A 14938-nucleotide genomic window follows, 5' to 3' on the forward strand; every position below is an offset into this window, starting at 1 on the left:
TTTAAAAACAATGAACAATAAAAAAAAAGATTTTTTACGTACAATAGTTGAAAATGATTTAAAATCAGGAAAATACAAAGAGATAGTAACAAGGTTTCCGCCCGAGCCCAACGGTTTTCCGCATATCGGACATGCCAAGTCCATATCTATAAATTTTGGTATTGCCCGTGATTATAACGGTCACTGCAACCTGCGAATGGATGACACCAATCCGACAAAAGAAGATACAAAGTATGTAGAAGCTCTTGAAGATGCCGTCAGATGGCTTGGATTTGACTGGGGTGAGAATCTTTATTTTACCTCTGATTATTTTTCTCAGATATATGATTATGCGGTGCAGCTTATCAAAATGGGCAAAGCCTATGTCGACAGTCTGAGCGAAGATGAAATACGCCAATACCGCGGCACTGTTACACAGCCCGGAAAGCGCAGTAAATATGCAAGCAGAAGTGTTGAAGAAAATCTCGATCTTTTCCAAAGAATGAAAAAGGGCGAATTTAAAGACGGTGAGCATGTTTTACGGGCTAAGATAGATATGGGTGCAGCCAATATGAAAATGAGAGACCCGCTTTTATACCGTATAAGACATGCACATCACTTTAGAGCAGGGGATACATGGTCAATCTACCCGATGTATGATTTTGCACACTGTTTGTCTGATTATATAGAGGGGGTCACACACTCAATTTGTACCTTGGAATTTGAAAACAATCGTGATATTTACGACTGGGTACTCGATACGCTTGAACTGAAACCGCCCCGTCCCTATCAGTATGAATTTGCAAGACTCAACATCAACTATACAGTGATGAGCAAAAGAAAACTTTTGGAACTGGTTGAGGGAGGCTATGTAAACGGATGGGACGATCCTCGTCTGCCTACAATTGCAGGGTACAGAAGGAGAGGATACACACCGGAGTCCATTTTAAATTTTTGTGAGCAAATCGGTATAGCAAAAGCAAACTCTGTGGTTGATGTTGCACAGCTTGAATTTTCTATACGCGATGATTTAAACACAAAAGTTCCCCGTGTCATGTGCGTGATGGACCCTTTGAAGGTCACAATTGAAAACTATGAAGGCTCTGAGGAGATTGAGGCACCGTACTATCCGCATGATGTTCCAAAAGAGGGTTCAAGAAAGATTCCTTTTTCAAAAGAGCTTTATATCGAACGGGCAGACTTTGAAGAGAATCCTCCAAAAGGTTACTTCCGTCTTACTCCTGAACAGCCTGTGAGACTAAGACACGGCTATATCATTACATGTAAAGAGATCATTAAAGATGCCGATGGAAATATTACAGAAATAAAAGCAGAGTATTATCCCGATTCCAAAAGCGGTACGAAAGATACAAGCGGCATCAAAGTAAAAAGTGCCATTCAATGGGTGAGCGCAGCAGAGGCAAAAAAAATAGAGATCCGTCTGTACGACAGACTGTTTAAAACTGAAGCACCGGAGGGGATTGAAGACTTAAATCCAAACTCTTTGCAAATCATTAAAAATGCGCTGATTGAACCTGCTGTGATACTTGAAAAACCGGATGAGAGGTTTCAGTTTGAGAGACAAGGCTATTTTTATGCTGATCCGGTTGATTACAGCGATGCGCACCCTGTATTTAACAAAATTGTCGGACTGAAAGACTCCTGGACGAAAAAAGAAAAACCAAAACAGCAGGCAACACAACAAAAAGCCAAACAGGTACAAATAGACGGTGAAGTAACACCTATGACAGAGGAGCAAAAAAAAGTATTTGAAAAATATACAGATACACTGAAACTCAACAATGAGGTTGCAAATACGCTGGCTCGTGATGCCTTTCTCTGTGACTTTTTTGAAGAGGCACTCTGTACATGTAACGCGCCTGTCACACTCTCAAATATTGTAGTCAATGAAGTAGCCAGAGTGCTTAAAAACACAGATGCAGAGACGCTGAAATTCGGCCCCGTGCATATAGCACAACTGGCAAAAATGATTGAAGAAGATATTATCTCAAGTAAAATTGCCAAACAGGTGTTTGAGGATATGTCAAAGAGTGGAGAAAACCCGACGCAGATAGTTCAAGCAAAAGGGCTGGTGCAGATCAGTGATCCGGCTCAAATTTTACCTGTTATCGATGAAGTTATTGCAAACAATCCTGATAATGTGGCAAAATACAAAGCAGGGAATAACAAGCTGTTTGGTTTCTTTGTAGGACAGGTATTGAAAAAGACAGGGGGTAAAGCAAATCCTAAAATTGTAAATGAGCTTGTAAAACAAAAATTGGCGATTTGATATTTTTTCACAACCTCCTGGCCTTAGTTATTAAAGGCACAAAGCCCGCACTCTTTCTTTAGCATTGAAAGTACGGGTTCCGAATGATTTTTGAATAGGCGAGTGTATTATTGTATTTGACAGTTGCATAGATGATATTTTATGATTGGGAAAAAGGAAGAAAAGTTGGTGACCCCGAGGAGAATCGAACTCCTGTAACATGGATGAAAACCATGGATCCTAACCGCTAGACGACGGGGCCAACATGCTCAACTTTTGTTGAGCCGAAATTATATAGACAATATCCTTAAAAAAAGATAAAATCTATATATTTCGTTAATTATTCATAAAAGCTACGAAGTGCTCTGATAATGACGGCATTTTTAGAAATACTTTCTGCTTTTGCATTCTCGTTTACAGTTTCGTATAAATCCAAAGGAAGAGAGATTGAAAATGTTTTTGTCTCTACTTTTTTCTTTTTAGCCACCATAGAAACAACATTACCTAAAAGCTCTATAATTTTTTTCGTGTCAATAGGCTTTTGAATAAAACTGTTTACACCCACTTCAATTGATGCAGAAATTTTTTCCATATCGTTACTTGCAGAGATCACTATAATGATTTGACTTGGATTAATTTCACGAATTTTACGAGAAAGTTCTATCCCGTCCATTCCTTCCATAATAATGTCGACAAAAACTACATCCGGCTTCATCTGCTCATATACTTTTAATGCCGTATCACCGTCGAAACATGATTCCACTTTTGCAAAAAAGTTTTTAAACGTAGAACTCAAAAGTTCGTTCGTTACTTTTTCATCTTCTACAACCATAGCTGTAAGTTTTTTTGTCTGTTCTGTTAATTGAATTAAATCTAAATTACCCATTGTTTTTTCCTATATTTTAATTTGTTATATTATACACTACAAATAGTTAATAACGCTAACATTTATCAACAAATTCAAGAATTTGTCTTAAATTGCTCAAGCCACTCTGTATCAGAAACACTGTTTTTTTCTTTTTGTGTCAACAAAGCATCAATTGTATCTATAAGAGTTTTTTCATCCATAAATTGTAATAAATCAGGATTAATAGAAGTAGGGCGTATGCCATCATAGCTGTTGAGAAGGTTTTGTATATCTTTGATAAGTTGTTCTTTTCTTTCCATTGTGTATCTGTTCCTGAAGTTTATTCGAGTGTTTATTTTCTATAGAGTCTTTGAAATAGTTCATATTAAACAATATGTGTATTGGTTAACATAATGTAAATTCTCTTGAAAAATCATCTGCTCTCTTGAGAGTGGTTTTCAGGCATAAGATAAGCCGAGTTTTGTAGTGATAGCATTAATCTACTGCACATCTTGCGTTGTGCCTCTAGCGAAACAATAGCATTGTAAGACGCTAACCATTTGTTTCTTGCTGCCATGTTGGGTTTACAAGCTCTCTATATCGCTATAGAGACTGGTGGTCTCTTACACCGCCTTTTCACCTTTACTACCAAAAGGCAGAAGTTTGTTTTCTGTTGCACTTTCCCTCGTATTACTACGGCCATTAGTTAAATGGAACACTGTCTTACAGCAGCTCGGACTTTCCTCTTGAATACAGGTTCAAGTTACTATCTCTTATGCCTGATGGAATTATACATAAAAATTCTAAACAAAGGTTGGAGCATGAACATCTGTTCATACTTGTATGTAGTAACAAGAACAATCGTTCACTTATATTTAAGAAGATATTAACAACTGTTCATATATAATTGCATATGCAAGAACAATTGTTCACTTTTAAAAAAAAAGGAGCTTTAAATGCCTGAAAACAGGGATATAAAGAAAAAAAACACAACAAAAGAGAAAATACTTACAGCCGCAACCGCCCTCTTTTCACACTACGGATACAAAGGAGCCAGTGTGCGTAAAATTGCTGCTGAAGTTGGAATAAGAGAGAGTGCTTTATACAATCACTACAAGAACAAGGAGGAGATATTTCTTGAAGTTGCTAAAAATATCTTCTCTTCGCCCTTTTCGTTTTCAGAAGACGAAGTGAAAGAATTGGCATTTAGGGGGAAACCGTTTTTACAAAAATATACCATGCAGTATAAAATGCTGACATTTGACAAAAAAAACGAAAACATGTTCAGGCTGCTCATGATTGAGCTTATGCAAAATAAAAGCCTCAGGGAACAGTTTATGAGCCAATACCATGATAAAAACATTGCCTTGCTCTCAGAAGGCTTTTTCATTATGATGCAAAACTCTTTAATTCGCTCTTGCGATCCAATGCTTATTGCTTATGAGTTTATCAGCACCCTCTTTTACATCAGACTTCAGGTTACATTATTGAGATTTGATGCCTGTTCGACAAATTCACTTGCGACACAATTTGAAAAACATGTAGATTTTTTTTGGGAAAGCATCAAAATATGATATTATAGAATATTAGATACTAATTAATATCAAATACTTATTTTAAAAAAAGCAGTCCCTGATAAAGAACTGCTTTTTTATGCTAAAGGTTGAAAGTTATTTTGTTCCCATAGCATCTAAGGCATAGGCTTTTCCAAGCGCATATGCTTTTTTGTTTGCCTCATGAACTTTTGGCGGAACTTTTGAAAGCATTGTTTCAATCAAAGACTCTTCCGGAAGTACACCGGTCATTGTGTTTGTAATTGCCAAAGCAACAACAGATTGGGTAATTACATTCCCGACCTCTTCTTTTGCAATCGTAATGATAGGAATTTCAATAATATCCCACAGTTTTCTGTCTTCTTCTGTCGGGTGTACAAGATTTGGATCAACAACTATCTTGTTTCCAGGTCTTACACCATTTTTGAACTGGTGATAAGAAACATCTGCAACAGAAAGCATGAAATCAATTTCACCTTCATTTGCATACGGATAACGAATCTCTTCATCATCAAGTGTAATATCAACAACAGTTGCACCACCACGAACCTGAGAAGTATAAGTAGCTGTTTTTAGTCCATATCCACCGTTTTTAATTTTACAGGCAGCCATAATTTCACCGGCAAGGAGAACACCCTGTCCGCCAACACCAGTAAATCTTAAAGTATGTCTCATCTATAACCCCTTATATTTTTTTCTCAAAATCATCTTGAGTGATTTTAGGACGTTGCCCTTGTGCTGCTTTTTGAATTTCAGCATACATATCGCAATACTCTTCTTGTTCAACTTCTCTTAAAACACCGGTTGGAAAAATGTTAAGCTGTTCTTCTTCAGAGAGTGCTTCCCATTTTTTCAGCGGAAGTGTAATTTCATCAATCCATTTCAGGTTATCCATTGCAGAAACCATTTTGTTTTTACGGCCAAGGTTGATGTGACAGTTGGAAAAGATATCCATAAATGAGAAACCTTTATGAGAAAAACCTTTTACAAGAATTTTTTCAAGTTTCTTAGGGTCCGTCATAGACTCACGCGCTACAAAAGACGCCCCTGCTCCGATTGCCAGTTTACAGGCATCAAAAGTCGGATCAATGTTACCGTTCTTTTGAGAAACAGTCCACATACCGCGAGGAGTTGTCGGGGAAGTCTGTGAATTTGTAAGACCATAAATAAAGTTATTGATTAGAATAAAATTCAAATCAATATTTCTTCTACAGCCGTGAATAGTGTGGTTTCCTCCGATTGCAAGTCCGTCACCGTCACCTGCAACAACGATGACATGTGCATGCGGCTTGGCAAGTTTGATTCCTGTAGCATACGCAACAGTTCTACCGTGTGTTGTATGCACAGTATTACAGTCGATATATGAAGAAAAACGACCAGAACACCCTATTCCGGATACGATACAAACATCTTTCATATCCCATCCCATTTTTTCAATTGCACGGATAGTCGCTTTTAAAATAACACCATCACCACAACCCCAACACCATAGTGTCGGCATCTTGTTTACACGTAAATATTTATCATAATTAAATGCCATTAAATCATCTCCTTAACTTTTGCTACCATTTCTGCCGGTGCGATCGGACGACCGTTTGCTTTGAGTAAAGTAGTAAAATCATTACGTTTGATAACGCGTTCAATTTCTTTTGAGTACTGACCCATATTGAGTTCAGTCACCATAATTCTGTTTTCAAATTTCTTTCCAATCTCTTCTAATCTTTTAATAGGAGACGGCCACAACATAATTGGTCTGAACAGTCCTGCTTTGATACCTTCTGAGCGAAGTTTTTTAACAGCTTCATAAGCACCAAGAGCAATTGAACCATAGGCAATGATACAAACATCAGCATCTTCCAAATCAACTTCTTCATAATCAGGAAGGTCATCAAGTCCGCCATTTTCCAAGTGTACTGTATTTATCTTACCGACTAAACGCTCAATGTTAAATTCACACTGCTCTGCATCTTCGGTAGGAAAACCTTCGTCTCCGTGATGCAAACCTGTGATGTGGTATTTATACCCTTCAAACATAGGGTTAAGTACCGCAGGTTTGTTCATTTCAGCTTTATATGGCTTGTAATCTTCCGGATTGCCATGAAATCTTTCGCGGTCTACAATAGCAGCGTCAATTTCTTCAATATCCGGCAAATCAGCTTTTCCGTGCATGTGCCCGATTGTTTCATCAAGAAGCATAAAAACAGGAGTCATATATTTTTCAGCCAGGTTAAATGCACGTACTGTTTGTGTATAACATTCAGTTAATGAACCTGCACATAGAGTGATAGACGCATAGTCACCGTGTGTAGGATACTGTGCCTGACCGATATCTGCCTGAGAAACACGAGTAGGAAGACCTGTAGAAGGACCTCCACGCATTACATTGATGATAACCAATGGAATTTCAGCAATAAAAGCGAGACCAATCTGCTCCGCTTTTAAAGAGATACCAGGACCAGATGTAGCTGTAAAAGATTTAACACCTGTCATTGATGCACCGATAGCGGCTGAAATACCCCCGATTTCATCCTCCATCTGAATACAGACACCACCGACCTTTGGCAATAAATCAGAAGATTCATGCATTACTTCAGATGATGGAGTAATAGGGTATCCTCCAAAAAATCTTGCTCCTGCTTCTACTGCAGCTTTTGCAGCTAATTCATTACCTGTCGAGATAACTTCTCTCATTATTTAGCTCCTTTTTGTTTCACAGACATATAATTGTTTGCAACAATTTCCGCTTGTCTTTTTTTCGCTTCATCAGTTAGTTTTGCAAAACTTTTTCCTGCAGCTTTCAATTCTTTTCTGTCTGCTACATAAATAGCAAAATCCGGACATGTAAGTTCACATTCATTACACCCGATACAATCTTCCGGATAATCAATTGATATCATTGCACCCAGTGTTGATGTTGGGTCATATACCATTCCTAATACACCGGAAGGACACACAGACACACAAATGTCACACGCTTTACAATTGTTCGTGTTTACCCATACTGGTTCATTTCCTGGGTTTTCAGTTTTAAAAGTTCCCATTTATTCTCCTGTTGTTAAGTACAAATTAACTATGTATATTAGTTTGCATATATTAGTTTGCATATTAAGAGTATAGCAAATCATTATCAACTTGATTATAAAAGTTGATGTTTATTGCTAAAAAGAGCATATAACGTTTAGTATTTACACACTTATATTGAAATTTTAAAAAATAAAATTAAAGTATAAATTATAAAAACCATATACCGTTTAGTATCTACACACAAGCAGTGAGATTTTAAAAGATTAAAAAGAGATATAAATTATAAAAAAAGAGGAAAAAAACTTTCTGGAAAATTAATATTTTCAGAAAGTTTTTGTGAAAGAGTATAAAAATAAATTATTTTTTTGCTAAAACTTCAGCAACAGCTTTTCCGATTTCTGCTGGAGAAACAACAACTTTAACACCGGCAGCTTCAAGAGCTTCCATTTTTTCTTTTGCAGTACCTGCACTACCGGAAATAATCGCACCGGCATGACCCATACGTTTTCCTTTAGGAGCTGTTTGCCCTGCAATAAAAGCGACAACAGGCTTTGTTATCTGCTCTTTTATCAGTTTTGCCGCCTGAATCTCAAGGTCTCCGCCGATTTCACCAATCATTACAATTGCCTCTGTTTCAGGATCAGCTTCAAACATTGGCAGAATCTGCTTGTATGAAAGTCCGATAATCGGATCCCCGCCGATACCAACAGCAGTAGAAATACCAAATCCTTCTTTTACAACCTGGTTGGCACCTTCGTAAGTAAGTGTTCCGGATTTGGAAATGAGTCCGACATTGCCTTTTTTGAAAATCATTCCAGGCATAATTCCGATTTTACACTCTTCGGCAGTGATAATACCAGGACAGTTTGGCCCTATTGTTTTCATATTGTGTTTAGTAGCATATTGCTTGGCAAACATCATATCTTTGACCGGAGCCCCTTCTGTAATGATTACAGCAAGTTCAATTCCTGCATCGGCAGCTTCCATTACTGCATCTGCAACAAATGCAGGCGGAACAAAAACCATAGAAACAGTTGCACCGGTTGCATCAACCGCATCTTTGACCGTATTGAAAACCGGTTTACCCAAATGTGTTTCACCACCTTTGTTTGGTGTTACACCACCGACAATGTTTGTACCGTAATCAATACACTGTTCTGCATGAAAAGTACCCTCTTTACCGGTAAAACCCTGAACGATTACTTTTGTATCTTTGTTTACTAAAATTGACATATCTTATAACTCTCCTTTTGCTGCAGCAACAGCTTTTGCAGCACCGTCTGCCAAGTCTGTCGCTGGAATTACATTTGGTATATTTGCATTTTTAAGAATCTCTGCTGCTTCTGGAGCATTTGTACCATCAAGACGAACAATAACCGGTACATGAACATCTACAAGTTTTGTAGCTTCAAGTATACCGTTTGCGATACGGTCACATCTGACTATACCGCCAAAGATATTTACAAAAATGGCTTTAACATTTGGATTTTTCAAAATTATTTCAAAACCTTTTGCAACCGTTTCTGCATTTGCACTTCCCCCGACATCAAGGAAATTCGCAGGTGTTCCGCCCATATAGTTAATAGTATCCATTGTTCCCATAGCAAGCCCTGCACCGTTTACCATACAACCGATTTCACCGTCAAGCGCAATATAAGAAAGACCATACTGGGCAGCTTCACGCTCATCCGGATCTTCTTCTGAAATATCTCTCATTGCTTCAAGTTCAGGATGACGCCCAAGTGCCGAATCATCAAATCCCATTTTGCCGTCAAGTGCAATAAAGTCTCCAGAACCGGTTTTTACAAGCGGATTGATTTCGATCATCTCTGCATCTTTGTCCATATAAAGCTTATAGAGTTTAGAAGCAAAATCAATCATTTTACGCTGCTCGTTTTTATCTGTAATCCCAAGACCGAAAACCAATTCACGACCATGAAACCCTTGAAATCCGATAGAAGGATCAACAGTAACTTTAATGATTTTTTCCGGAGTTTTTTCTGCTACAGTTTCTATGTCCATCCCGCCTTCGGTAGAAGCCATGATAATCGGCATTTCCTGTGCGCGGTCAAGTACTACAGAGAGATAAAGCTCGTCTTTAATGTCAGCACCGTCTTCTATATATACTTTTTGTACAAGTTTTCCTTCAGGCCCTGTTTGGTGTGTCACCAAAGTCATACCAAGAATTTCCTGGGCATACTGTTTTACTTCATCAAGACTTTTAGCCAGTTTTACACCACCGCCTAGTCCACGACCACCTGCATGTATTTGTGCTTTTACAACCCAGACAGGTCCACCTAACTCTTTTGCATTTTCTACAGCCTCTTCCACCGAGTTTGCAATTTTACCTTTTGGTGTCGGAACACCATACTCAGCAAAAATTTCTTTTGCCTGATATTCATGTATATTCATTTATTCTCCTTGTTTAAAATTGAAAGACGCTTGTTTTTAAGCCTTATACGACTCGGAATTTAGTTCCTCGCTTGCATTGGCTTTTAAGCCTTAGGTGCAATCATCTCTTCCGGTTTTACATATTCGTCAAACTGTTCAGGTGTCAAAAGCCCGAGTTCAACAGCTGTCTCTTTCAATGTTGAATTGTTTGCATGCGCAGTTTTTGCAATTTTAGCTGCATTTTCATATCCGATATATGGGTTCAAAGCTGTTACAAGCATCAATGAATCATGTAAATAATGATCTATTTTTGCCTCAACAGGTTTGATTCCCACAGCGGCATTATCATTAAATGATATGATTGAGTCACTTAAAAGACGCACAGACTGTAAAAAGTTATATGCTATAACAGGTTTAAAAACATTTAATTCAAAATTTCCCTGGCTTGCTGCAAAGCCTATTGTTGCATCATTTCCCATAACCTGACAGGTAACCATTGTTACCGCTTCACTTTGTGTAGGATTTACTTTTCCCGGCATAATAGAACTTCCAGGCTCATTTGCAGGAATTTCAATTTCACCAAGGCCGCAACGGGGACCTGATGCCAACCATCGCACATCATTTGCTATTTTCATCATATCAGCAGCAAGTGCTTTGAGCGCACCGTGAGCAAAAACAAGTGCATCATGGGAAGTGAGTGCGTGAAATTTGTTTGGTGCTGTCACAAATTCATGCCCTGTCAATTCACTGAGCTTTTTAGCAACTCTTTCACCAAGTTCGGGATGAGCGTTAAGCCCTGTTCCGACTGCGGTACCGCCAAGTGCCAACTCTCTGACTGCTTCAAGAGAGTCTTTTGCCATCTTTTCACATTTGCTCAGCATTTCAACCCAACCGCTTATTTCCTGTCCAAGAGTCAAAGGAGTAGCATCCTGCAGGTGTGTGCGGCCTATTTTCACTATATGGGCAAACGCTTCACTTTTTGCCTGTAAAGTAGCTTTAAGTTTGGCAATAGCAGGAAGAAGATTCTCTTCAACAGCGATAACAGCCGCTACATGTAAAGCAGTCGGATATGTATCATTTGAAGACTGTGACTTGTTAACATCATCATTCGGATGTACCAGTTTCTCTTTTCTAAAATCTCCGCCAAGTATTTCTGTAGCACGATTTGCAAGCACTTCATTGTTGTTCATATTTGACTGCGTACCTGAACCGGTCTGCCATACAACAAGCGGATAGTTTCCGTCAAGTTTTCCTGCCAGCATGTCATCAGCAGCCTGCGCAATTGCATCTGCTTTTTTTGCATCGAGTTTTCCCAGGTCTTTATTGACAAGTGCCACAGCTTTTTTCAGGTATGAAAATGCACGGGTAATCTCATACGGCATTTTTTCTTCACCGATTTTAAAGTTTTGAATACTTCTTTGTGTCTGCGCACCCCAATAAGCATCTTGAGGTACTTCGATTTCACCCATGGTGTCTTTTTCTATACGGCTCTTCATTCTTTATTTCCCTTCAAAAAAATTATTTTCTTTTAATGTATCTATCAAATCCTGAACTGATTTACAGGATTTTGCAAACATTGCTTTTTCTTTTTCATCGAGTGTCACTTCAATGATTTTTTCAGCACCCTTTGCACCAAGCATTACAGGAACCCCCGAAACTACATCACTGTAACCGTATTCACCTTCAAGGCATACCGCACAAGGGTGAATCTGTTTTGTATCTTTTAAAATTGCATCCACCATAATCGCTGTTGATTTTGCAGGCGCATAATAAGCTGAACCTGTTTTTAGGTATCCCACAATTTCAGCACCGCCGTGGCGGGTTCTGTCAACAATTTCGGCAATTTCATCATTCGTCAGCACATCAGAAAGCGGTACACCCGCTACAGTTGAGTAGCGAGGAAGCGGCACCATGTCATCTCCGTGTCCGCCCATAACCGAAGCACGAATCTGCCCTCCGCCGTAACCAAGCTTTTCCTGTATAAATGCTGCCATTCTTGAACTGTCCAGGATTCCAGCCATTCCGATAACACGGCTTCTGTCAAATCCACTCTCTTTAAGTGCTACATATGTCATCGCATCAAGCGGATTTGAAACCATGATAACAACTGCATTTGGAGAGTATTTTGCAATACCTTTTATAACTTCTTTTGTAATTTTTGCATTTATCATCAATAAGTCATCACGACTCATACCTGGAAGTCTTGGACTGCCGGCAGTTACAACAACAACATCACAGTCAACCAGATCCGACATCTCTTCAGCAACTTTAACCACGGTATGACTTCTTACAGCAGAAGCTGCCTGAGACATATCGAGAGCCTTTCCTTTTGCTACATCTATTTTATTGTCACGAAGAATAATTTCATGACACGATCCAAGCATTGCCAGAGAGTATGCTACTGTTGCACCAACATTACCAGCACCTACTATCCCTACTCTTTTTCCTTGACTCATATATGCTCCTTAATATTAAATAGTATGATGACCAGTACAGTACACTTAAACAATATGTGCGAACACATAACATTTAAGTATATTCAGACATCGAAAGTTTAGATGAAACGGCATTCATCTTTTGTATATAGCACCTGTTAAAATAAGAGTTACATAAAAAAGAGGAATACCGTGCGTAAGTATACCTTACGCACGATATAATTCAACTTAGATTGAATCAATTATTGCATTCAATGTTGCAGACGGACGCATTGCTTTTTCAGCTTTGGCATCATCCGGGTGGAAATACCCACCGATATCTTTCGGAGAACCTTCCGCAGCAGCAAGCTCGGAAAGAATTTTTTCTTCATTTTTGATAAGTGTTTCGGCAATCGGCGTAAACTTCTCTGCCAAAGCAGTGTCAGCAGTCTGTGTACTGAGTGCCTCAGCCCAGTAGCGTGCTACCCAGTAATGAGACGCTTTGTTATCAGGCTCACCGCATTTTCTGCTCGGCGCTTTATCATTGTCAAGGTAACCTTCGTTTGCTTTGTCAAGACCTTCTGTCAATGCACCGATTTTGCTGTCTTCACTTTTTTGGTACATCATTCTAAGTGACTCAGCCAATGCTAAAAACTCACCTAATGAATCCCATCTGAGGTGACCGCACTCTAAGAACTGATCCACATGTTTAGGAGCAGATCCGCCGGCACCTGTTTCAAACAGACCGCCGCCGGCTAACAATGGAACAATTGAAAGCATTTTTGCAGATGTTCCAAGCTCTAAAATCGGGTACATATCTGTCAAGTGGTCACGAAGAACATTACCGGTTACAGAGATTGTGTCTTTGCCTGCTCTTACTCTTTCGTTTGTGAATCTTGTAGCAGAAGCAACATCCATGATTTTAATATCCAAACCTGTCGTGTCATGGTCATTTAAGTATTTGTTTACTTTTTTAATCATCTGCGCATCATGTGCACGATCTTCATCCAACCAGAATACGGCAGGATTTCCTGTAATTCTTGCACGTTCAACCGCCAAACGCACCCAGTCTTGAATCGGAATATCTTTCACACGGGACATTCTCCAGATATCACCTTTTTCACACTCAAATTTCATAAGTTCTGTACCGTCTTCAGCCGTTACTGTCACTGTGCCGTCTTCTTCAAGCTCAAAAGTTGTCGGGTGAGAACCATACTCTTCTGCTTTTTGTGCCATAAGTCCGACATTTGCAACATTACCCATAGTAGTTACATCATATTGGCCGTTTTTCACACAGTCAGCTACCATCTCTTGGTGAAACATTGCATAGGTACTGTCAGGAATAACAGCAACACACTCATCAGCCGCACCTGTTCTGTCCCACTGCTTACCGCCTTCACGTACAACAACAGGCATAGACGCATCAATAATTACATCATTTGAAGCATTGAAGTTTGTTGTCCCTTTGTCAGAGTCAACCATAGCAATTCTCGGTGCATCAGCATCAACTACTGCCTGGAAAGCAGCTTTGATTTCTGCTTCTTTTGGGTGACCGGCAATTTTTTTCTCCAAATCACTCATACCAAGATTTGGATTAACACCTAATTCAGCGAATAAATCTGCGTATTTGTCAAAAACTTCTTTGAAGAAAACCTGGAATGCATGACCAAACATAATCGGATCAGAGATTTTCATCATTGTGGCTTTGAGGTGAATAGACCATATAACACCTTTCTCTTTTGCCTCATCAATACTTTTTTGGATAAATGCTCTTAACTTTTTCACTGACATAAATGTACCGTCAAGAATTTCTTTCTCAAGAGCATCAATAGTTTTTAACTCTTTGCCGTTTAATGCAATTGTCACTTTTTGCGCTTTGTCCATAGTTACTGACTGTTCATTTGCATAAAAATCACCGTCACCGTTCATGTGAGCAACATAAGCTTTTGAGTTTTCAGCAAAAGGCTTCAGTCTGTGTGGATGTTTTTGTGCATATTTTTTAACTGCATGTGCTGCACGTCTGTCAGAGTTTCCTTCACGAAGGACAGGATTGACTGCAGAACCGAGACAAGTACTGTATTTAGCCTGGATAGCTTCCTCTTGGGCATTTGCAGGATTTTCCGGGTAGTTCGGAATATCATACCCTTGAGACTGAAGTTCCGCAATACAATCTTTTAATTGACCAACTGAAGCAGAAATATTTGGAAGCTTAATAATGTTCGCTTCCGGTTTTTGCACAAGTTCACCAAGCTTAGACAACTCGTCTTCTCCAAGACCCATTGCTGCTAAAACTCTCCCTGCAAGTGAAATATCACTAGTTACAACTTCTACACCTGCTTCTTTTGTAAAAGCATTTACGATTGGCAATAAAGAATATGTTGCTAAAGCCGGAGCTTCATCAATTTTTGACCAAATAATTTTTGACATGTTCTGTCCTTCTGAGTTAATATTTATTCATAAA

The 14938-nt window shown here is 38.9% G+C and carries 13 protein-coding genes, 1 tRNA gene and 1 other RNA gene; 2 read left to right on the plus strand and 13 right to left on the minus strand.

What is annotated here, in order from left to right:
* The first annotated feature begins 10 nt into the window (after window positions 1-10).
* Window positions 11-2269, plus strand: a complete 2259-nt coding sequence (locus tag ACM66U_RS06310) for a glutamine--tRNA ligase/YqeY domain fusion protein (protein ID WP_151900279.1) — start codon at window positions 11-13, stop codon at window positions 2267-2269.
* A 166-nt stretch (window positions 2270-2435) separates the two neighbouring features.
* Here ACM66U_RS06310 and ACM66U_RS06315 read toward each other — a convergent pair.
* The 4 genes from ACM66U_RS06315 to rnpB form a co-directional block, all read right to left on the minus strand.
* Window positions 2436-2510, minus strand: a tRNA-Glu gene (locus ACM66U_RS06315).
* A 78-nt stretch (window positions 2511-2588) separates the two neighbouring features.
* Window positions 2589-3134 (minus strand): response regulator, encoded by a 546-nt coding sequence (locus ACM66U_RS06320; protein ID WP_151900278.1) that lies wholly within the window; start codon window positions 3132-3134, stop codon window positions 2589-2591.
* Window positions 3135-3208: 74 nt separating this feature from the next.
* A complete protein-coding gene (locus ACM66U_RS06325; RefSeq protein ID WP_151900277.1) occupies window positions 3209-3415 on the minus strand; it encodes a hypothetical protein in 207 nt (68 codons plus the stop codon).
* 135 nt (window positions 3416-3550) lie between these two features.
* Window positions 3551-3877, minus strand: an RNA gene (rnpB, locus tag ACM66U_RS06330) — RNase P RNA component class A.
* A gap of 174 nt (window positions 3878-4051) precedes the next feature.
* On the opposite strand from rnpB, the gene ACM66U_RS06335 reads away from it, so the two are divergent.
* A complete protein-coding gene (locus tag ACM66U_RS06335) occupies window positions 4052-4669 on the plus strand; it encodes a TetR/AcrR family transcriptional regulator (protein WP_151900276.1) in 618 nt (205 codons plus the stop codon).
* Between the two features lie 96 nt (window positions 4670-4765).
* On the opposite strand, the gene ACM66U_RS06340 is transcribed toward ACM66U_RS06335, so the two are convergent.
* The 9 genes from ACM66U_RS06340 to ACM66U_RS06380 form a co-directional block, all read right to left on the minus strand.
* On the minus strand, window positions 4766-5323 hold the full coding sequence (locus ACM66U_RS06340) for a 2-oxoacid:acceptor oxidoreductase family protein (protein ID WP_151900275.1): 558 nt from the start codon (window positions 5321-5323) through the stop codon (window positions 4766-4768).
* A 10-nt stretch (window positions 5324-5333) separates the two neighbouring features.
* Complete coding sequence (locus ACM66U_RS06345) at window positions 5334-6188, minus strand: 2-oxoglutarate ferredoxin oxidoreductase subunit beta (RefSeq protein ID WP_151900274.1); 855 nt, start codon at window positions 6186-6188, stop codon at window positions 5334-5336.
* Window positions 6188-7342, minus strand: coding sequence for a 2-oxoglutarate synthase subunit alpha (locus ACM66U_RS06350; protein ID WP_151900273.1), 1155 nt, complete (start codon window positions 7340-7342; stop codon window positions 6188-6190). The genes ACM66U_RS06345 and ACM66U_RS06350 overlap by 1 nt, the downstream gene beginning before the upstream one ends.
* Window positions 7339-7689, minus strand: coding sequence for a 4Fe-4S binding protein (locus ACM66U_RS06355; protein ID WP_151900272.1), 351 nt, complete (start codon window positions 7687-7689; stop codon window positions 7339-7341). Before ACM66U_RS06355 ends, ACM66U_RS06350 begins: the two co-directional genes overlap by 4 nt.
* A gap of 340 nt (window positions 7690-8029) precedes the next feature.
* Window positions 8030-8905, minus strand: a complete 876-nt coding sequence (sucD, locus tag ACM66U_RS06360) for a succinate--CoA ligase subunit alpha (protein WP_151900271.1) — start codon at window positions 8903-8905, stop codon at window positions 8030-8032.
* Between the two features lie 3 nt (window positions 8906-8908).
* A complete protein-coding gene (gene sucC, locus ACM66U_RS06365) occupies window positions 8909-10084 on the minus strand; it encodes an ADP-forming succinate--CoA ligase subunit beta (RefSeq protein WP_151900270.1) in 1176 nt (391 codons plus the stop codon).
* Window positions 10085-10167: 83 nt separating this feature from the next.
* The gene (fumC, locus tag ACM66U_RS06370) at window positions 10168-11559 is read right to left on the minus strand and encodes a class II fumarate hydratase (protein WP_151900269.1); all 1392 of its coding nucleotides are present in this window, start codon (window positions 11557-11559) and stop codon (window positions 10168-10170) included.
* A 3-nt stretch (window positions 11560-11562) separates the two neighbouring features.
* A complete protein-coding gene (mdh, locus tag ACM66U_RS06375) occupies window positions 11563-12519 on the minus strand; it encodes a malate dehydrogenase (RefSeq protein WP_151900268.1) in 957 nt (318 codons plus the stop codon).
* Window positions 12520-12726: 207 nt separating this feature from the next.
* Entirely contained in the window at window positions 12727-14904 is a 2178-nt protein-coding gene (locus ACM66U_RS06380; protein ID WP_151900267.1) for an NADP-dependent isocitrate dehydrogenase, read from the minus strand.
* Between the last annotated feature and the right edge of the window lie 34 nt (window positions 14905-14938).

The sequence above is a fragment of the Sulfurimonas sp. ST-27 genome (assembly GCF_048081595.1).
Classification (GTDB): Bacteria; Campylobacterota; Campylobacteria; order Campylobacterales; family Sulfurimonadaceae; genus Sulfurimonas; species Sulfurimonas hydrogeniphila.